Genomic DNA, 19,328 nt, shown 5'->3' on the forward strand with positions numbered 1-19,328 from the left:
GTCCTTGTACCAGGACAGCGCGACGGCGGTCTGGTTCGCGAACTCGGGGTGCGCGGCCTTGGCGGCGTCGAGCTTGGCCTGGATGTCCGCGATCAAGCCGCGCTGCGCGCTGCCTGGGTTGACGGTGTGCCAGGTGCGGCTATTCGGGTTTCTGGTGTGGGAGTTGGGGAGTGCTTCGCACTCCTGGGCGGGTCCGCTGCGCTCCCCCGCCTGACGGTCCTTCCGGCTGCGCCTCCAGAACCCTGGGGCCCATTGGCGCGGGCGGGGCTGGCTACGGGGGTGGGGGTCGCTCGTTCGTTTTGGGTTCTAGTGTAGCGCGTACATCGGGTTGATGCAGCATGTATCGTTGGCAGAAATATGGGACACCCCCCAACTGCATGGGCGGGGCGCGGGAAGCGAGGACTCATTGAATTCGTTGGGCTTCGAAAAGCGCTTTGAGGCGCGGAAAGAAATCCATCGTGAGGTTTCCGGGATGACGGTGGAACAGATTCACGAGCTCTGGGTGGCTGCTGGTGGCCTGGAGAGCCGAGAGGACCAGCCGGGTCCGCTCAGTACGGAGGACCGGCTGGCGGCGGTCCGGCGTAACGAGCTGAAGCGCATCTGGACGCTGATGACCGAGGACGGGCGGGTGACCTACTCCCCTGAAAGCGACCCGGACGTACACCGCTGGCACCAGGCTCAGCAGGAGCGTCAGGCGCGCGAGAGCGGCGAGGTCATAGAGCCGGCCCCCGAGCGGATCCGCTACCGGATCGTGGCGCAGCGGACCGATCCGGAGCACCCGGGCGCCGCCCTGCTGACGAACTACGCCTACGGGCGGTCGGTTGAGGAAGCAGTCGCCAAGGTCTGGAAGGCGCTGGAGAAGCCGGATGGTCTGTACGGGGACCAGGGCATGTACCGCGTGGTGGAGGTAGTTGAGGAGAGCTGGTCCAGCGCGGCACAGCAGCAGGAGGAAGCCCGCCGGCGGTACCTGACCACCATCCTGGAGAACGCCACCGCCACCGTGCGCGGCCGTGAGCCGGAGAACCCGGATGCGGACCTGGTCAGCCGCCTGGACGACTTCTTCACCCGTGCTGTCACCTTCCCCGACCCGCACACCAGTGGCGTACAGCCGCGCCCTCACCAGGCCACGTTCGGCTGGACCAGCGAACAGCCCTTCATCGAGCACGCCAGCGACCCCGGCCGCTCCCTGGCCCTGTTCCTCCTGGCCTACCTGGACCACCACGGCCTGGCCCTGGAGGCGTCCGTCCGCACCGGTGACCGTCCCGATCTGTCGCCGGTGGGCGAGGGCCGGCCTTCGGCCCGTGCCGCAGAGGAGGGCGCGCCGTCGGCGGAACTTGTCGAACGCGTCCTGGACATCTGCGCACTGCACTACGCGGCCGTGACCGGCACCAACTCCGAGCAGTGGGACCAGGAGTCGTCCCGGGAGGTCGTGGACATCGCCCTGCGGACCGTGCACCTGGCGGAGCCGGACACCTACTACCCGCGGGCGCTAGAGACCTACCTGCAGACGCACCGGGCGCGGCTGGAGCGGCTGTGGCGCCGCTACGGGCCCGACGGCATGTTCGCGGGCGAGCTCGTACTGATCGACCTGCCCGCCTGCTTCATGCTGTGCGAGAGGATCGACAACACCCCGGCCTCGCCCGAAGGGATCTGGACGCGGGAGGGCCAAGAGGAAACTGCGCTGGAAAGGCTTCACAACAGCTGGCTCTACGACACGAGTGAGGAGGACGGACGATGAGCAGGATTCCGCTCAAGAAACACCAGATCAACCAGAAGTCGAGTTTCCGCCGGTGGGTCGGATTCCCTGCAAGGTCATCCGTGCCCCCACAGGGCGCCCGTGGCACGATCGTGTCAGCGACCGGGTCAGGGAAAACGATCATGGCTTCTGCGTGCGCGCTGGAATGCTTCCCCGAGGGCCGGATCCTCGTGACCGTGCCGACCCTGGACCTGCTCGTACAGACCGCCCAGGCATGGCGGGCGGTCGGTCACCGCTCCCCCATGGTCGCGGTGTGCTCGCTGGACAACGACCCCGTGCTGAACGAGCTCGGGGTGCGCACCACCACCAACCCGATCCAGCTCGCCCTGTGGGCCGCCCACGGGCCGGTCATCGTGTTCGCCACGTACGCCTCCCTCGTGGACCGCGAGGACTTCGACGCAACGGGCCAAGGCAAGGTTCGTGGACCGCTGGAGGCCGCCCTGACGGGCGGGGAACGCCTGTACGGGCAGCAGATGGACGGTTTTTCGCTCGCCATCATCGACGAAGCCCACTCAACCGCAGGCGATCTTGGCAGGCCATGGGCCGCGATCCACGACAACACCCGCATCCCCGCCGACTTCCGGCTCTACCTCACCGCCACCCCCCGCATCCTCGCCTCCCCCCGCCCGCAGAAGGGCGCGGACGGCCAGGAACTAGAGATCGCGAGCATGACCGACGACCCGGACGGCACGTACGGCGCCTGGCTGCCCGGGGCTGAACTCGGGCTCTCGGAGGCGATCGAACGCGAAATCCTCGCCGGATTCGAGATCGACGTACTGGAAATCCGCGACCCCTCCCCCGTCCTCGGAGAATCGGAGGAGGCGCAGCGGGGCCGGCGCCTGGCCCTGCTGCAGACGGCTCTTCTGGAACACGCCGCAAGGTGGAACCTGCGCACCGTCATGACCTTCCATCAGAAGGTGGAGGAGGCCGCCGCGTTCGCGGAGAAGCTGCCCCAGACGGCCGCGGAGCTGTACATCAACGACGCCTCCGACGAGGACCTGGCGGCCGCGGACCGGCTGCCGAAGTCGTCCATCGACGCGGAGTTCTACGAGCTGGAAGCTGGCCGCCATGTACCCCCGGATCGGGTGTGGTCGGCGTGGCTGTGCGGCGACCACCTCGTGTCCGAACGGCGCGAGGCGCTGCGGCAGTTCGCAGGCGGCATCGACGCGGCCAGCCGCCGGGTCCACCGCGCGTTCCTCGCGAGCGTTCGCGTGCTCGGGGAAGGCGTCGACATCACCGGCGAGCGGGGTGTGGAGGCCGTGTGCTTCGCGGACACCCGCGGCTCGCAGGTCGAGATCGTGCAGAACATCGGCCGCGCGCTCAGGCTCAACCGCGACGGCAGCACAAAGATCGCCCGCATCATCGTGCCGGTCTTCCTGGAGCACGGTGAGGACCCGACCGACATGGTCGCCAGCGCCAGTTTTCGCCCTCTTGTAGCGGTCCTCCAAGGACTCCGCAGTCATGATGAACGACTTGTCGAGCAGCTCGCCTCCCGTGCCCTGAGCAGCGGGAAGCGCAAGGTGCACGTACGGCGCGATGAGGAAGGGCGGATCGTCGGGGCCAGCGGTGAGGGCACGGACCAGGAGCAGGACAACACCGACGCCGCTGCCGAGTCAGCCCTGCTCCACTTCTCCAGCCCGCGCGACGCGTCGACCATCGCGGCCTTCCTGCGCACCCGCGTCTACCGGCCGGAGTCCCTGGTATGGCTCGAGGGCTACCAAGCCCTCATCCGCTGGCGGAGGAAGCACCACATTACCGGCCTCTACGCCGTCCCCTACGACACTGAGACGACAGTGGGCGTGACGGAGGATTTTCCCCTGGGGAGGTGGGTGCACCAGCAGAGGAAAGCCCTGCGGGCCGGGGAACTGGAGGAACGGCGCAAGACCCTGCTGAACGCACCCGAGGCCGGGATGGTCTGGGAACCCGGCGAAGAAGCCTGGGAGAACAAACTCGCCGCACTGCGCTCCTACCGGCGGGCCACCGGGCACATGGCCCCGCGTCAGGACGCCGCGTGGGGCGAAGGCGAGGCGATGGTGCCGGTCGGCCAGCACATGGCCAATCTCCGTAGGAAGGGCGGTCTCGGGAAGGACCCGGAACGGGCCGAGGAACGCGCGCAGCAGCTGGCCGCGATCGACCCGGACTGGAACTGCCCCTGGCCGCTCGACTGGCAACGCCACTACCGCGTCCTCGCCGACCTCGTCGACGCCGACGGCACCCTCCCCGACATCGCACCCGGCGTGCTCATGGACGGCGACGACATCGGACGGTGGCTGGAGCGGCAGACCCAGCCGGGCACCTGGAAGTTGCTGTCCACCGAGCAACAGGAGCGGCTGTCCCAGCTGGGCGTCAAGCCCGTCCCGGCACCATCTCCTGCGGCCACGCGTACGGCGAAGGGCCCGGGCAAGGCGCAGCAGGCGTTCCAGCGCGGCCTGGCGGCCCTCGCACAGTGGGTGGAGCGGGAAGGCGCCCACCGGCCTGTACCCCGCAGCCACGCTGAAGAGATCACGGTCGACGGCGAGACCGAGCCGGTAGTCGTCAAGCTGGGCGTGTGGATCTCCAACACCAAGACCCGCCGCGACAAGCTCGCACAGGAGCAGCGGGCCGCTCTGATCGAGCTGGGAGTGGAGTGGGCGTGAAAGTCGGCGGTCGGCTGGCAAGAGGCCGGGGCGTCGTCACCTTGCAGCTATGGCGTTTAGGGGAATGTTGAACCGGTCTGGCACGCAGATCAGGGGCGGACGTTTCCCCTGTCCGGCCTCACCAGCGCCCACGTGCGAAGAAAGAGCTAGGCAGTCAACTGACTCGGCTGGCCCTCGGCATTCTCATCGATAGCGGTGACGTGACTTAGCAGCGCGTGACATTGGGAAAGCAGCTGGTCATAGGTCATGACGGTGATCCCGTGCATCCTGCTGTTGAGCCCGTGCAGAGCACGCAGTTGCGTCTCCTCCCAGGTGTGTGACCGCCCGATGATGACGACGGCACGCGGGTGGTAGGCGACGATGTCGGGCCGCGCAGGTTGCAGACCGAACTCCGCAGCGCGATGCAAGGTATCGAGGTAGCGGTGACACTGCCCGATCGCCTTCGCGGTATGCGATGACCAATACCAGTTCTGGTGCGTGTCGTCGTACAAGATCACGTCCTTGTCCGGGCGCTTCAGCTCGTACACATCACGCAACCCGCTGGCGGTGGACTTCATCAAAAGATCGACGTGGTCGCCGATCCCGATGACTCGTTGGTCGTCGCGAGCAACATATGCGTTGCCGAAGGCCCAGGAATGGCGCTCACACCAGTCCTGGTAAACGTCCTCTCGATTGCGCCCCTCCGCAAGGTGCTCTTGCAGTTCGGTGACGGCGGCTCTCAGCTCACCGATCCTGACGGCAGCTGAAAATGCTTTGGCCAAGGTCTCGGGGCTCACCTGGTGGGCGAGTTGGGCAGCGAACCGGCGGTTTTCCAGGGCACTGCCGATCGCGCCGACGGCGTCATCAGAGGCGTCCAGTTGCGCTCCGAACCCATCCGTTCGTAGCACGAGGTACTGACCATCATCGTCTTGCTCAGATACGGATAGCGCTTGGGCGATGTGGCTCTTGAGCATGTACAGGTCCTCCGACTTGAGCGTCATCTCACACTGCTCGCCAGTCCGCTTGTCTGTGCGGACAAGCTTCATGGACAGCTCAGTCGATGAGTTCCTGTGGGGGATGAAGAAGGGGATGGCCTCGATCAACACATGAGTCGTATCCCTGACTACCAGTCGGCTCCCGTACGAGAGTGCTCCCGACGCAGCAGGACGCCGATCAAAGAAAGTGGGCTCATTCCCGTCCATACCGGCATGTTGGGCCACTGCATCACTCTGTGTCCCAACTTTCCCGAAAGTAGATCACTTATTCGATTTATGGAGCATGGCTCCCGGGGGCATGCCTGGGCTGACTCCACAACCGCCCGTGGAAGTACGGGAGTCGGCATCAAGCTGGGCGATGGCGTCGCTCTACAGCGGTCCACCGTCTACGGGGCGGCTTCCAGCTCAGAAACTTTGTGGCTGGGTGCTCCGCGGTCGTTGACAAAGTTCGTCGGCTTACCGCAGTGCCAACAGGGGTGGGGCTGGGAGGACCAGTGCGAGCTGCAGCCCCCGTCAAGAAGGCCCGCGGCGCTGTCAGGCACCGCTGTAGTACGTGGGGCAGCGGCGCGGGAATGGTCACGACGGAAACATCGAACCGTTGACCGTGGTCGAAGACCTTCCGCGGAGTGCTCTGTGTACGGTTTCCTGTCCATACCGGCAGATCCGCTCCAGCTCTCAAGTGGCGCGTTCCACCGTGCACTGTTCGATCCAGCGGGCGAGGACGCTCAAGGTCGCCAGGTGCTCCAACGCTTCCTGTTCGGTCCAGGTCACCTCATCCTCGTGAGCGGCAACGTTCCGCAGGGCGAGGAAGGCGCCGGCCGCGAGGTATTTGGCGCCTTCCTGGCGGGCGCGCCAGGTAGGTGTGTTGTGGTCGCCGTCGAACCGCAGGCGCGGTTTCCCTGCGACGGGGTCCTTCATGTCGAAGGCCTGCATGCACAAGTCCATCTCGCCGATGTCGTGGCGGCCCAGCTTCTGCTGGAGTCGGCGGTTGACGGTGCGGGCAGCAGCCAGGACGGCGTCCTGTCGGGCCTCTGCGCCCCACAGTGGGGCGGCCGGCTCCCACACCCAGGGATGGAACTGGTCGGCGGGCAGGGTCGGTGCATCTGGTACGAGCCGGGCGGCCCATTCGTCCATGTCGGCCAGAATGCCCAGGCCTCGGTGAACCTCATGGCGGGCCATGGCTTCGCTCGCCATCTGATCGAGGTTGATCTTTTCGGCAAGCTGCGGGTCCAGGAGCCGCAGGATCTGCTTGACCGTGGGCTCTGCGCGGTGCAGCTGCTCATACAGCGCCGGATCACCCAGGTAATCGCCCGGCCTTGTACTGCGTTCGTAGCGCAGGGCCAGGTCGACGAACGCCTCAAGCTGCTGCCGCATCCAGTCTCGATCCACGGGCCGCATCCTAGGAGCGAGGTCTGACAATCCCTGTCTCAGGAGGCTCGGCATCGCCAGGAGCTGCAGCAAGGGCCGGAACCCATAAGGCGGTTCGGGCCCTTGCTGCTGGGAGATCTACAGGTCGAACTCGAGGTGCTCGATGTCCGTGAACCGGACCTCCTCCAAACTTCCGGCGCGACGGCCGTTGTCCTGGAAGTACACCTCCTTGAGCGCTTCGGCGGCGATCTCCTGGAGCTGCTGGTCGGTGGCGCCGGCCTCTTGGGCTTCGAAGAGGCGGGCGGCGTAGCGGGGCGGCAGCGCGATGGTCAGGTGGCGAATGCGGTCCTGGTCCGTGGAGCCGATCGGTGCGGTGTAGCCCATGCGGGCGCGGGTGTCGATGACGATGCCGCCGGTAGTCGCCGCCTTCTCGCGGGCCTTGGCCCGGATCTGCGGCTGCCACCGCTTCTTCACCTCGCGCTCCAGGCGCACGGCGAGGTCCGGGCGCGGCTTCTTGATCTGGTCCTTCACGTACCGCTCGACGGTGCGCTGGGAGATCCGCAGCATCTGGGCGACCGCCTTGGTGCCCCCCAGCTGCTTGACCAGGTATCGCATCTGCGGGCCCGCGTTCTTGGGCGCCGGGCGGGTGAACGCCTTCTGCACCGCGGCGTCCAGGCCGTTGCCGAACAGGCTCATCGCGCTCTACCTACTCCCCGGTGTCCTGGTCGGTGACGGTGCCGTCCTTGATGTACCGGGCGAGGTTGAGGTCCGGGGCGTTGAACTGCTCTCGAACGCCCTCGCCCCACAGCACGCTCTGGGTGCCCTCCCACTTGACGAGGCCGGGGTTCACGCCGAGCTTGAAGCCGCCGGGCAGGGGCTTGCCGTCCCGGTAGGGCAGGAAGTCCAGCGGCGACGGCCCGTCGGAGGCGTAGACGGCGCAGTCCGAGAGGACCGCGACCGGGTACTGCCCGGTGAACGCCGCGTGCTTGACGATCTTGCGGTGCATGTTGATCCGCGTGCGGGAGATGACGGCGGCGCGGATGTCCGGACGCCACGTCGGCCGGGCAAGGGCCCGCCACGACTGCCCGGGCTTCCAGCCCTCCCCGCGCGGGCGCTCACGCAGCTTGCCGATGCCGCCCTTCACCGTCGCCTTGACCGCGGACACCACGATCGCCAGTTGGGGGTCACGCTGCCGGTAGCCGTCCATCGCCTTCAGGAACTCCTCCGGCGACAGGTCGGCGCCCACTCCGAGGTCGGCCATTGTGGCGAGGTACGCGTCGCGCAGCCGGTTGTACCAGCCGTCCAGGTAACGCCCGTTGTCGTAGCGCACCCACGCCTCGACCGGGCGCACCTCGTAGCCCAGTTCGACCGCGTACGCGACGGTGGGCGTGGCGTACCAGGCCGGGCCCTGGGGCCGTTCGCCCTTCGGCGTGAACGGGCTGGGCAGCAGAGTGGCGTCCAGGTCCGCCCACGTGTCCTTGGCGACCTTCACCCTCGACAGGTCGATATGGGACAGGTCGACCAGCCAGGAGCCGGGCAGTTTCGCGTCGAAGACGGGGTTCTTGACGTGCGTCGGCGCGCACAGGCCGACCGTGAGACCGTTCGCGCCGGCGGCGAAGGCCATGTTCACATCGATGCCCACCAGGTGAGGGCGCAGGCATTCGGCGTCGGTGAGCGGGCGCGACCAGTCGTACGCCTCCTCCACCAGGACCTCTGCCGGAGTGCGGTGGTGGAAACGCGGCAGGCCGGCGAGCAGCGGGTGGCCGTCGGGGGCCTCGCACGGCGCGCAGTCCACCGGATCCTTCCCCAACGAGCCGGGGTTGCGCTCGGAGTGCCGCTTCCCCGTCTCGTCAGGCTCGGAGGCGCGGGTCGGCGGATGCAGGGCGGTCATCAACTCCAGGCCCGTGACGGCGGTGGAACCGCGCGGCGTCATCACCCGGGCCGCATACGTGCCCAGCAGCCGGGCCAGATCCGCCGGTGGCAGCTGCCCCGTATTGGCCCAGTGCCGGGTGTCGAGCGCGTCCCACGACGGAATGCACAACTGCACGCACGCCCGCTCCGAACCCTGCGCGGGGCGGTAGATCCTCGCCCACGGCCCGAACCCGCGCTTGGTCAGCTGCCAGTTGGCGCGCGTCAACTGCTTGATGACCTTGTGGCCCTCCGGGATCCGCCCGGCCAGGCGCTCCTCTTTTGTGAGCGTGACCGGCAGGCCGTAATGCTCCAGCGCAGCCTCCGTGAGCACGAGCAGCGGATCGCCGTCCTTGCCCGGCCCGGACAGCTTCGGCTGCCCGAGCCGCCCCTCGCTCAGCGTCCACTCCACCACGGCCGGAACGGACTTCGCCGGTACGTCCAGGACCAGGCCGCCGACGCAGTACGCCAGCACCTGACCATCTGCGTCGACGTCAACGACCGCGAGCGGCCCGTTCTCGAACCGCGCATCGACACCACCGGCTGGGCTGCCGACGGGGGCGGCCTTACGCGCGGGCGGCCGACGCGACGTCGGCCTGGTCGTGGCCACCGGATGCGGCACAGCGGCGGGGCGCAGCGCGGTGTCCTCGGAAACAGGCTCCGGAATCCGCTCTGCGGGTTCGGTGCGAGCTTGGGCCGGTTCAGCGACCGATGGCGCAGGAACGGCAGGGACGGCAGGCGTCTCGGGGACCGCCGTGTCCTCAGAGGGCACCGGGGCGTTGGCGGGGTAGAGCTGGGCGAGCTGCTTCAGCATGCGGGCGTATGCGTCGCGCTCCGGCGGCCGCGGCTCGGTCTTGCCGGCCTCCCAGCCGCTGACCGTCGCGCGCCGCACCTGCAGTGCGGCGGCCACCTCGTCCAGCGTCAGACCGTGCGCCTGGCGCAGCCGCCTGCGTTCCGCCGGGAACGGCAACGGGGAGCGGGACGCGATGAGCGCGTCGACCGCGTCGAACAGCTCGGACATACAGCACCTCCTGCCCCAGACCCTAACGTGAAGCGCACGTTTCGCGTACCAAACACGTACGGATAGCGTAAATGGCGGTTGGGGGTTCACGGTTGCTTCGGGAAGGGCGTTCTCGGGCTTGGGTTACTGCTGTCTTTAGCCGAGGGCCGCAGCTGGTGTCCTGGCTATGCCTGAACTGGCCGGGGAGAGCGGCTTGGTGTGAGAGATCTGGGAGAGCAGACGGCCGCCGTGCACCGGTCATCGCGGTGGAGAAGCGCTCGGGGGCGGGCATGGGTGAGATCGTCAAAGGGCTCGAGCGGGCGTTGCTGACCCGTCCCGTGCCTACGAAGGATGCCGCTGTGCGTTTCCTGCTCAGGGCGGAGAAGGGCTTCACGAAGAACGTGGCTGTCCTCCTGGGTATCTCCCAGCGCACGGTACAGAGGTGGGTCACCACCCGGCCGGGAATGCGTCGCCGTCCCAGTGCTGTGCATGCGGGGCTGATCGATGAGGCCGTCAGGGCACGGTGGCAGCCCCTGGTGCGCGCCCGTTTGCGGGCCCGCACCGAGTCCGACGGGTTTGTCTTCCACACCAGGGCGCGGTTCGGATTCGCCGCTCCGGCAGGCTCGTCGGACGATCCGCGGGTACGGCTGATCACCCAGTACCTGTCGGGAGAAGTGGCCCGCGAGCTGTTCGCCGCCCGGGACGCCGGCGGGGGCGAGCAGCAGCAGATGGTGATCCTCGCCCGTGCTCTGGGCCATGCCTACTTCCGGGACGGAGGCCGACGTGCTCACGGCCTCGGGATCGCCTTCACCGACGTGGAGTTCGCCGATTTCTCCATCGACTGACGTGCACCTGGCTCCGGGCTCAGGACGAGGGCGGGATCTGGTGCCGTGTCAGCATCGCGTCATAGCGTCGTGCTTCCTTCCGTTCGCGCCAGTCCCACTGGATACGGCCGGTGCTCTGGCCGGCGAACGGCTGGGGCGGCCGGAGCCGGGCTGCCTCCGCTACGCGCAGCAGGTGGGTGCGGTCGTGAGGGCCGGCCAGCAGATGCTGGTCCTGGCCAGGCGCGAGCCGGGCGAAGCAGACAGCGGCCCTCAGGAAGACACGCGCCCACGGCGGCACGCGGTGAGTGGCGCAGCCGTCGGTGTAGCGAGCGCGGTCATGCAAGGCCAGAGTGGCCGCGGCGTCGTCGTAGTCGCCGGGACGGGCGGTGGCGAGCTGCTGGAAGGAGACACCGGTGAAGAGCGCGGCAGCAAGGGCTGCGGCCAGGCGGGGGTGGGCGGTCACGGTGGCCAGGCGCCGGGCGATTTCCCGGGCTGTCTGTTCGGTGAGGGGTGCGGGTGGCGGGCGGTGCCGGAAGGCGATCGCCGGCGGGGTGCACGGGGCGGTGCATGGAGCGGGGCTGTCATAGGAGACGAGGCGGTCCAGCACGGGCAGGGTGAGCCACCGGTTGGCCGACCGGGCGGGCTCGTCAACAAGCGGGGATGCGGCGGCCGGTGTGCCGTAGTAGTGACGGCGGGCGGCCTGGAAGTCAGCGGTGACAGAAGCCATCCTCGACAGCAGCGAACGCATCACCAAAGGGCTGCTGGACGGCATCCCGCTCGACCATCTCGCCGAAGAGCACTACCGGCCCCGCACCCCCAAACGCCGCGCCCGGCCCGCCGACCGGTGACCGCCCCACCGCGCCCCGCTCTACCAGCCGGCAGCATGTGGCCCACCCAGCCCGGCGCCCTGCACGTGAGGCCGCTGCCCAGCGAGGCCACCGCCTCCTACCTCACCCGCCTGGCCGCCACCTATCGCCTCACCCCCGCCCAACTCCTCGACGGACTCGCAACCACCGTCACCGGCACCGAGCACGCCCCGCCCGCCGCCGAGATCCGCCTCAGCGCCGAAGCCGCCCGCCGCCTGTCCGGCTTCACACGCATCCCCCTCACGCACCTCACCCGCGCCCTGCCCCACCTGCGCCCGCCCGCACCCTCGCCGGCCAACACCGGCGCGCACGGCACGGCCACCGCCCACTGGCACGCGGTCGAGACCGCCCTGCAACCGTTGCCGGCATGTACCGCCTGCACCATCCGCCGCAGCCCGCACACGGCAGCCCCCGCGCGGGTCCACCCGTCGCCGGGCCTGGCCCGGATCATGATCTGCGCCCGCCACCAGCAGGCATCGAGCGACCCCCGGCATCCCGCGCCCCTCGGCATCCGGGCTGTCCCCGAACTCACCCAAGCCCACCTTCGCTCGCGGCGCCCGGCGACACCGGTCTCCCTGAGCTGGGCATCGACGATCACGACACGCTGGTACGACCACCAACAGCACGTACACGAACGCTGGCACACACGCCTGCACCGGCTCACCGCCGCCAGGCCCGGCCTCCCCCGCCCTGACCTGCCGTGAACTGATCACCTACCCCGAGACCCTCACCCTCGCCGCGGCCCTCGACCGCCTGCCCCCGCGCCCTCTGGCACATGCACAGCAGACCGCCTTCCTCCATCAACTCGCCGGCCGTCTCCAACTGCCCCGCCTCGCACCCGCCGACCACGACCTGCTCTGGAAACGCCTCGCCACCCGCTGAACCGACCCGCATACCCGTACCGCCCTGACCTCAGCAGACCGGCCGACAAGCCCTCGTACCTATAGGCGCGCCAACCACACTGCGCAAAAACTGCCGCCCCATCCAGCTCACTGCGCAACACCGAACAACCAGCTCAACCCACGTATCCTCCGGCGCCGGACAATCGACTCCGCGTAGACCCCACCCACGGAACAGACCCACCACTCAGAACAACTGAGCAACAGCAGGCCACAACCAAGATCATTAAGCAACCACGTCAGCTACGCCACACGGACCGTCCAGCAGCGGCCCACGCTCCTTCGGGACGTCGTCAAACTCGCCTCCACACCCCTTGGAACATTCAGTGATATTCCAGGCAACGATCACCGGTGGAGCCGGGTGCACTCTGCCATCCGTTCGGGCGCACGTGCCCGCCCTCGCGCGCGGTCCGGGCGTGCCGCCGCGCTCGCGGACCCGTACAGGAAGGGTGTGGACACCTTCCCTCCCGCGGGCGGGCGGGCGGCTGAACGTTCCCGCCCCGCGCCTTGGCGAGAGCGGCCTGCCGCCCGTGCACCCCCACCTGTTCTGTTCGTCGCCCGTGCAGGACGTCACAGATCCCACCGGCATGTTCGGCGCCGATCTCCAGGAGGAGTTGGAACGGACGGGACGGCACGCCGCGGGCATGCCGGTCGCGGGATTCCTACACACGATCATGTTGTCCTGCGCAGGGCGCAGTGCCGGCTTCGCAGCCTGGGACGCAAGGGCGGTTCGTCGGAACCGCTCTGCGCACGGCCGGACTTCCGCGGCCGCGGCATGTCCGGGCGCACCGGTCTGCACCTGCCCGTGCTGCTGCAGCGCTACGCCGTAGGCGTCATTCAGGCCTTCGTGAGAGCAGATCAGCACGTCCGGCGCACACTCGCCCGCTGACGGCCGCGCCCCGGCTGCAGGCAGGTTCACCGAGTCGACGGAGCGGAGGGACCGCGTGGCCGGCATCCCCCTGGGCCGACGGCGGGAGCCCGGCGGCCCTCAGCGAGCCTCAGCCGCTGACGGTCTGCACCGGCATGGCGGCATCGGCCCTTTCGATATGAAAGATCTTGCGCCGTTTGCCGATTGCGTCCCTGCACGGTTCGGCAGCCTCGGCACCGCAGGTCGGGCACGGCCGGGCGGTGATCTCAGCGGTGCGGTCAGCGGTGGACAGCCACAGTTTCCTGCGCGCGGCAGCCATCTCGCGCCCGGCCGCCTCACGCTCTTCGGCGTTGCGGCGCTGCGTGGCCGCCTCGGTCTGATCATGCAGCGGATCACCGAGGACCGCGCGCGGATCCGCGTCCAGGGGCGGCTCATCGACGCGCTGGGTGCAGAAGTCGGACGCCTCGATCACGTAGTCGCGCGGGCCCGGCACTCCGGCGAGCTGGCGCCGCGCGCGGTGAAGGCTGCGCGTGGTGAGGCCTTTCGGTGTGGAGCACAGCGTGGCAGCCGATGCGCTGCAGTGGGGGCAGACGACGGAGAGGATCTCGATCAGATTACGGCGGCGTTCCTCGGTGTCCCGCTGACGCTCGAGGTCGGCCTGGCGTTTGCGCTCCTGCTCGGCAAGCCTGTGCTCTTCCTGCCGTTTCAACGCTTCTGGCGTCGGGTGCACGCGGCAGGGTTCCCTCAGGGTGTCCCATCGGCAGGGCTCACCGTTCTTCTTCGGCTGGCCGCGCAGGTGCGGATCGTGCAGGCCCACGGCCTGGCCCAGTCGCCACGAGCCGTGATAGGCGCCTGAACAACTCGAGCATGACGGAGCTTCATCGGCTGTCACGGGGACCGCCTGGTAGGGAAAGGCGCCGTTGACTGTCACCACCAGCTGCGGACGGGCGCAGGCACATGCCCCGTCGGCGTGGGATTCCTGATGCGTCATGCTCCTTCTAACGCGCGCCCTACAGGCCCGGGCGACGCCTGGACAGGGGACCGCCCGTTCAGCGTAACGACGGGACGGCGTGCGCAGCCTCGCCTGACGGTGCAAAGGGCGGCCTCTTCTCGTTGTGTCCGCCCGCGTCGGCGTGCCCGTCGGCCGCAGTGCCCTCGGCGGCGCACGACGCCATGATCGGCCGAGGCCCGGCGCGCGCCGGGGGGGGCAGAAGACGCATCAGGGCCTGTCCGCTCGATTGGACCGGGCACGCTTCCTCCGGCATTCCCGCCTGCAGGTCACAACCTGGCGAACCACTCCCCAGGCAGTTCCGCCCGTGCCTGCGGGGATGCACCAGCCGAGGACATCGCGACGATCCTCGAGCAGCTGGTGCAGGGCATTCGGCCTGCTGCCTCTACACGCTTTCGGCCGCCTCCACATCGGTGACGTCGGCGCCGGGCAGTTGCTGCAGAGCGGGTTCAACGGCTCCGGCCTGCGCCGGGACGACTTGAATGCCCAGGCCGGAAGCGGAGTACGTCGCAACCGGCCGACTCCCCCTGGCCGGTCAACGGCGGTCAGCGGCCTGGCAGGAGTCGGCCGGTACCTGGACTTCCGGGAAGCAGCGGCGGAGGCCCGATCGCGGGACGAGAAGCAACGCAACAGGCTCCTCATGCAGGCCCGCAGCAGGCGTTCGTTACCGTGTAATGCGTCCTTGTTCAGGGTCATGCTCGCTGCGGCAGGAAGGTTTGTGTTTCACCTTGAAATCGGATAGAGCAGCATGGCCGCGAGCCGCGAGCCGCGAGCCGCGAGCCGCGAGCCGCGAGCCGCGAGCCGCGAGCCGCGAGCCGCGAGCCGCGAGCCGCGAGCCGCGGTAGGGGTCTGTTTTGTTAGAGGCGGCCGCCGTGTTCGGTAGTAGGCCTATTCGTGTGCCTGTAGGGCCGGACGCCCATCGGTGGAGCACTTTCCGGGGGGAGCGGACTCTGGTGGTCGCCACTCGCACGGTCACTTCGACCGTACGGATCCTGGAGTGCTTGCCGGCTCTCCTGCGGGATGACCACCGCGTCTCTGTTGTCTTCACCCAGGATCCGAGCTCTGCTTTCAGCGCTGGTGTCCTGGATGTTCTGCGGGATGCCGGATGCAGGGTGATGCCATGGGAGCAGTTGCGGGACATCACACCCGATCTCGTCCTCACCGCCAGTGAGAACGTGGAGATACCGGAGGGTGATTTCCCGATTCTGGTGCTGCCGCACGGGGTGGGTTTCCATAAGCTCGTCCCGGATTCGCGCGGCCCGAACGTACGGTTGTCGGGGGTGGTGCCGGACGCGCTGCTGGAGTCCGGACGTGCCTGGCTCGCGCTTTCGCATCCCGCGCAGGAAGAGCAGTTGATCGCCGCGCACCCGAAGGCCAGGGGGCGCACGCTGCTGGTGGGCGATCCCTGTTTCGATGAACTCATGGCCAGCAAACCCCTCAAGGAGATGTACAGGGATGCCCTGGGGCTTGCGGAGCATCAGCGTCTGATCGTCGTTTCCTCCACCTGGGGGGCCACCTCTGTTCTGGGCCGCAGCCCCGACCTGCTCGCGCGTCTGCTGGGCCAGCTCCCCTGTGACGTGTATCGCGTGGCCGCCGTCCTCCATCCCAACGTGTGGTCGGCTCACGGGGCTTGGCAGATCCGTACCCTGCAGGCGGCCGCTGTGGATGCGGGACTGCTGCTGGTGCCTGCCGTGCATGCCTGGCGGCCTGCCCTGGTCGCGGCGGATGCCGTGATCGGCGACCACGGGTCCGTGACGCTGTACGGGGCGTCGACGGGCAAGCCGGTCCTGCTGGCCTCGTTCGGCTCCGACGCGGTGCCCGGTACAGCGGTCCATGACCTGGCGGCTGCGGCACCGCGCCTGGACACGGGCGGAGACCTTCTGCGGCAGATCGAGGATGCCGTGCGGGAACACACTCCCGACCGGTACGCAACCGTCGCACGGCAGGCTTTCGCCGATCCCGGGAGTGCCCTGGCCCGGCTGCGGACCGCTCTGTACGGCCTGCTCGACCTGCCGGAACCGTCCGCCTCGGTGCCTTCCCTGCTGCTGCCCCCCGCGCACGTGCCCGGGGAGACGGTCACCTCCTGGCAGGTGTCCACCGTCGTGCGCGGGGACGGGGCGCAGCCCACCGTGGAAGTATGCCGTTTCCCGGCCTCCGTGCACGGGCCCGGCATTGCGGGCGCCGACGCGTCCGGGGACGCGTCCGGGGACTTCACCCACCTTGCCTGCTCGGACAGTGAGCGCGACACCCGGCTGGCCGAGAGCGCCTCGGTGGTCGTTCGCCGGCAGTCCGCTCCCAGCGCGGTGGCGGCGCTGCGCTGGATCCGCGACACCCTCGCCCGGCTGCCCGGGAGCCTTCTGGCGGCCTCGGCCGTAGGAGGCGGCGGCCTGCTGGCCGGGCTGCGGGACGGCCGCGTCGTGGAGGCCACGGTCACCGGCGCGGGAAGGGATCCGGGGCTGGCCGCGGCGGTCGTCTACGCCTGCCTGCGCGCCGGGCTGCCGCTGGACGACGCCTGGGTACTGCTGCGCGTTCATGAGGATGTGCCGGACGAGGATGTCATGCTGCGGCTGCGGCCCTCCCAGCCGTCCGGCGTCCGTTGACGGTTGCGCTGCCCCCCCCGCCGACAAGGGCAGCGCAACCGTCAGGGGCCGAGTTGTTGCAGTTGCTGCCGCACGGCGTCCGCCAGCGGGCTGCCGTCCGCCTCATGGATGGCCAGAGCGCGGGACAGCCACGCCCGTGCGTCGTCCGGCCGTTGCGGGTGGCGCTGCGCGATGCCGGCGAGTGTCATCAGGGCCTGTGCTTCGTAGTGCGTGGCTCCGGTCTCGTGCAGGGTCTGTGCCGCCTCACGGAGAGCGCGGACTGCTTCCGCCGTGTGGCCCAGGTGATCGTGCGCGACGCCGATGGCGGCCATGGCCCGGGCAGCCATGCGCCGGTCGGGCTCAGGCAGGTCGCGGAAGGACTGATGGGCTCTTTGCAGGGTGACGAGGGCCTGTCCGTGGTGTTGCTGGGCGTCTTGGGCGCAGCCGAGGAAGTAGGCGGCGAGGGCGGCGCCGCGGGCATTGCCCGCACGGGTGTTGAGATCGAGGGAGAGCCGGTAGGCGGTCACGGCGCCGGGCAGGTCGGCGCGCTCGAGATGACGGCCGAGGAATTCCTGCACGGAGGCGCGCAGGACGAGGTGGTCGGTCACCTCCGCCCGTGCAACGGCTCTTTGCAGTTCCTCACCTGCCCGGTCGTGTCGGCCGAGGTCCGTCAGCGGTCGGGACAGCAGGCTGCGCAGCCGTGCCTCGGCCTGCGTGGCCTGTGCGATCTCCTGCGCGGTGTGCGCGGTTGCGGCCGCGTCGGCGGCGGCCTCGGCGCCGAGTTCCAGCGACTCCTTCCATGCGGCCAGGTGACGGCGATGCAGGAACAGCACCGTGAAGGCCTCGGCCAGCTGCCAGGTAAGGGTGTGCAGGCCGTGTCGTGCTGATGCGCGCAGGACGCCGAGGATCGCCGGGCGTTCCGCCTCCAGCCATTCCAGCGGCGGCGGTCCGCCGACTGTGACGAAGGGGGTGTCGGTGCCGCGCAGCAGTTCGGACAGGTCCGCGATGCGCAGGCGGTCTGCTCTGAGGGCTCGGTCGGCGAATGCGGTCAGGACGAGGTAGTGCGTGGCCACGCGCTGGAGCAGTGCGCGTTCCTCGTGGCACGGTTCTTCGTCCGCCGCGCGTTCCCGTGCGTGCAGTCGCACCAGGTCGTGCATGCGGTAACGGCCTTCGGAGGTGGCTTCCAGCAGGCTCGCGGAGATCAGTGCGCCCAGCAGGCGACACGTCTGGCGGCTGTCGAGCCGTGCGGCGGCCGCTGCCGCCGCGGCGTCGAAGGTGGCCATGGGCAGCAGGCCCAGAAGCCGGTAGAGGCGGGCCGCGTCGGGCGGCAGCAGCCGGTACGTGGATCCCAGGACCGCTGACACGGAGTACTCCTCTGTCTGATGTCCGTCGGCCGGTGCTGCCCCTGGCAGCGCCATGCCGGCCAGCCGTGCCGCCTCGTCGGCGAGTTCCGTGGCCAGGGAGGCCATGGTGAGGTGGCCGTCGGTGAGCAGGCGGGCCGCGACGATCTGCAGGGCCACGGGCAGGCCGCCGCACAGCTCGGTGAGGCGTTCGGCGGCCGCGCGGTCACCGGCGACGGCCTCCTGCCCGCAGCGGTCGGACAGCAGCGCCAGGGCGCCTTCGGTCTCCAGGGGTCCCAACGGGACCAGGCGGGCGCCGTCCAGTACCAGTTCCCCCAGTCTGCTCTGGCTGGTGACGAGGACCGCGCTGCCCCGTCCCTTGGGAATCAGCGGCCTGACCTGGGCCGGGTGGCTGACGTCGTCGAGCACCACCAGCAGGCGTCGGCCCGCCGAGTGCGACCGGTACAGCGCGGTCCGCTCCGCGAGCGACGGCGGGATGAATTCCTCCCGGACCTGAAGCCCTCTCAGGAGCATGGCCAGAGCCTCGGAGACGTCGGCGCCGCCGCCTCCCGCAGCAGACGGTCCGCGCAGGCCCGCATAGTCCACGTAGAGCTGCCCGTCCGGGAACAGGTCCTGCTGCTTGTGGGCCCACTGCCAGGCTGTCGCGCTCTTGCCCACTCCCGGGAGTCCGCCGAGCACTCCCACCGCGACCTGCGGACCGCCACGGCCTGCCGTTCTCGCACCGCACACGTCGTCCAGTGTGGCGAGTTCGGCCACCCGGTTGCTGAACTGCACGGTGAGCGCGGGTACTTGGTCGGGTCGCGCCCCGGGGGTCCGGGGCAGCGGCGGCTGGACGTTGAAGGTGATCGGGCCACTGATGTGCGATCCCTGGAAGGCGGGGCCGTGGTTCACTCCCCCGCTGATGACCGTGTGCTGCACCATGGGGGCCAGTTCGGCCAGCAGACCGCGCAACTCTGCGGCAGCGTCCGGCTCCGCCTGGAGCAGCTCGAGCAGCCGGCTGCGCCAGTCGGCTTCGATTCCGGCAACGGTCTCCTCGTCGCCCGCCCGCCTGGCCCTGCCGAGCTCCTCACCGGATTCCTCGAGTCCGGCCTCCACGCCCTGGCCGGCACGGCGACGCCGGGCAAAGAACCCGGCCAGCCTCTCCCTCGCCTGGGCCCAGGACTCCGAAACCATCAAGGCCACCAGAGTCGTCGCCCCTGACGCCGCGAGCGCCGCCAACTCGGCTTCCACCGATCCCCCTTCACGTTCTCCTGCCGCGGCCAGGACAGACCAGGCCCGGC

13 protein-coding genes are annotated in these 19,328 nt (G+C 69.3%); 6 read left to right on the top strand and 7 right to left on the bottom strand.

Going from position 1 to position 19,328, the window contains the following annotated elements; translation table 11 throughout:
* Nucleotides 1-472: 472 nt before the first annotated feature.
* Together ACWD4O_RS42760 and ACWD4O_RS42765 are read left to right on the top strand one after the other, a co-directional pair.
* Nucleotides 473-1,738 carry a hypothetical protein gene (locus ACWD4O_RS42760; protein WP_451288456.1) on the top strand — a complete coding sequence of 422 codons (1,266 nt, stop codon included), beginning with the start codon at nt 473-475 and terminating at the stop codon, nt 1,736-1,738.
* Nucleotides 1,735-4,392, top strand: a complete 2,658-nt coding sequence (locus ACWD4O_RS42765) for a Helicase associated domain protein (RefSeq protein ID WP_451288457.1) — start codon at nt 1,735-1,737, stop codon at nt 4,390-4,392. Before ACWD4O_RS42760 ends, ACWD4O_RS42765 begins: the two co-directional genes overlap by 4 nt.
* Nucleotides 4,393-4,538: 146 nt before the next feature.
* Here the strand turns inward: ACWD4O_RS42765 and ACWD4O_RS42770 are convergent, their stop codons facing one another.
* The 4 genes from ACWD4O_RS42770 to tap form a co-directional block, all read right to left on the bottom strand.
* Nucleotides 4,539-5,474, bottom strand: a complete 936-nt coding sequence (locus tag ACWD4O_RS42770) for a Shedu anti-phage system protein SduA domain-containing protein (RefSeq protein WP_451288458.1) — start codon at nt 5,472-5,474, stop codon at nt 4,539-4,541.
* 567 nt (nt 5,475-6,041) lie between these two features.
* On the bottom strand, nt 6,042-6,755 hold the full coding sequence (locus ACWD4O_RS42775; RefSeq protein ID WP_451288459.1) for a TIGR02391 family protein: 714 nt from the start codon (nt 6,753-6,755) through the stop codon (nt 6,042-6,044).
* Nucleotides 6,756-6,872: 117 nt separating this feature from the next.
* Nucleotides 6,873-7,430, bottom strand: a complete 558-nt coding sequence (gene tpg, locus ACWD4O_RS42780) for a telomere-protecting terminal protein Tpg (RefSeq protein ID WP_365611784.1) — start codon at nt 7,428-7,430, stop codon at nt 6,873-6,875.
* 10 nt (nt 7,431-7,440) lie between these two features.
* Nucleotides 7,441-9,663, bottom strand: a complete 2,223-nt coding sequence (gene tap, locus ACWD4O_RS42785) for a telomere-associated protein Tap (protein ID WP_451288460.1) — start codon at nt 9,661-9,663, stop codon at nt 7,441-7,443.
* Nucleotides 9,664-9,932: 269 nt separating this feature from the next.
* On the opposite strand from tap, the gene tpg (ACWD4O_RS42790) reads away from it, so the two are divergent.
* Nucleotides 9,933-10,487: a telomere-protecting terminal protein Tpg gene (gene tpg, locus ACWD4O_RS42790; RefSeq protein WP_451288461.1), complete on the top strand. Its 555-nt coding sequence runs from the start codon at nt 9,933-9,935 to the stop codon at nt 10,485-10,487.
* 19 nt (nt 10,488-10,506) lie between these two features.
* Here the strand turns inward: tpg (ACWD4O_RS42790) and ACWD4O_RS42795 are convergent, their stop codons facing one another.
* Nucleotides 10,507-11,193 (bottom strand): hypothetical protein, encoded by a 687-nt coding sequence (locus ACWD4O_RS42795; protein ID WP_451288462.1) that lies wholly within the window; start codon nt 11,191-11,193, stop codon nt 10,507-10,509.
* On the opposite strand from ACWD4O_RS42795, the gene ACWD4O_RS42800 reads away from it, so the two are divergent.
* Complete coding sequence (locus ACWD4O_RS42800) at nt 11,180-11,314, top strand: hypothetical protein (protein ID WP_451288463.1); 135 nt, start codon at nt 11,180-11,182, stop codon at nt 11,312-11,314. The genes ACWD4O_RS42795 and ACWD4O_RS42800 overlap by 14 nt on opposite strands.
* Nucleotides 11,315-11,349: 35 nt before the next feature.
* Nucleotides 11,350-12,036, top strand: a complete 687-nt coding sequence (locus tag ACWD4O_RS42805; protein WP_451288464.1) for a TniQ family protein — start codon at nt 11,350-11,352, stop codon at nt 12,034-12,036.
* A gap of 1,193 nt (nt 12,037-13,229) precedes the next feature.
* Here ACWD4O_RS42805 and ACWD4O_RS42810 read toward each other — a convergent pair.
* Nucleotides 13,230-14,090, bottom strand: a complete 861-nt coding sequence (locus tag ACWD4O_RS42810; protein ID WP_451288465.1) for a zinc finger domain-containing protein — start codon at nt 14,088-14,090, stop codon at nt 13,230-13,232.
* Nucleotides 14,091-15,061: 971 nt separating this feature from the next.
* Between ACWD4O_RS42810 and ACWD4O_RS42815 the strand changes: the two genes are divergently transcribed.
* Nucleotides 15,062-16,708: a hypothetical protein gene (locus ACWD4O_RS42815; protein WP_451288466.1), complete on the top strand. Its 1,647-nt coding sequence runs from the start codon at nt 15,062-15,064 to the stop codon at nt 16,706-16,708.
* Between the two features lie 41 nt (nt 16,709-16,749).
* On the opposite strand, the gene ACWD4O_RS42820 is transcribed toward ACWD4O_RS42815, so the two are convergent.
* Nucleotides 16,750-19,278, bottom strand: a complete 2,529-nt coding sequence (locus ACWD4O_RS42820) for an NB-ARC domain-containing protein (protein ID WP_451288467.1) — start codon at nt 19,276-19,278, stop codon at nt 16,750-16,752.
* Between the last annotated feature and the right edge of the window lie 50 nt (nt 19,279-19,328).

It is taken from the genome of Streptomyces sp. NPDC002623 (assembly GCF_053592635.1).

Excerpts from the sequence above, each read along its gene's own strand:
- ACWD4O_RS42760 (WP_451288456.1), top strand. The coding sequence starts at position 473 with ATGACGGTGGAACAGATTCACGAGCTCTGGGTGGCTGCTGGTGGCCTG.
- ACWD4O_RS42765 (WP_451288457.1), top strand. The coding sequence starts at position 1,735 with ATGAGCAGGATTCCGCTCAAGAAACACCAGATCAACCAGAAGTCGAGT.
- ACWD4O_RS42795 (WP_451288462.1), bottom strand. The coding sequence starts at position 11,193 with ATGGCTTCTGTCACCGCTGACTTCCAGGCCGCCCGCCGTCACTACTAC.
- ACWD4O_RS42810 (WP_451288465.1), bottom strand. The coding sequence starts at position 14,090 with ATGACGCATCAGGAATCCCACGCCGACGGGGCATGTGCCTGCGCCCGT.
- tap (WP_451288460.1), bottom strand. The coding sequence starts at position 9,663 with ATGTCCGAGCTGTTCGACGCGGTCGACGCGCTCATCGCGTCCCGCTCC.
- tpg (WP_365611784.1), bottom strand. The coding sequence starts at position 7,430 with ATGAGCCTGTTCGGCAACGGCCTGGACGCCGCGGTGCAGAAGGCGTTC.
- ACWD4O_RS42805 (WP_451288464.1), top strand. The coding sequence starts at position 11,350 with ATGTGGCCCACCCAGCCCGGCGCCCTGCACGTGAGGCCGCTGCCCAGC.
- tpg (WP_451288461.1), top strand. The coding sequence starts at position 9,933 with ATGGGTGAGATCGTCAAAGGGCTCGAGCGGGCGTTGCTGACCCGTCCC.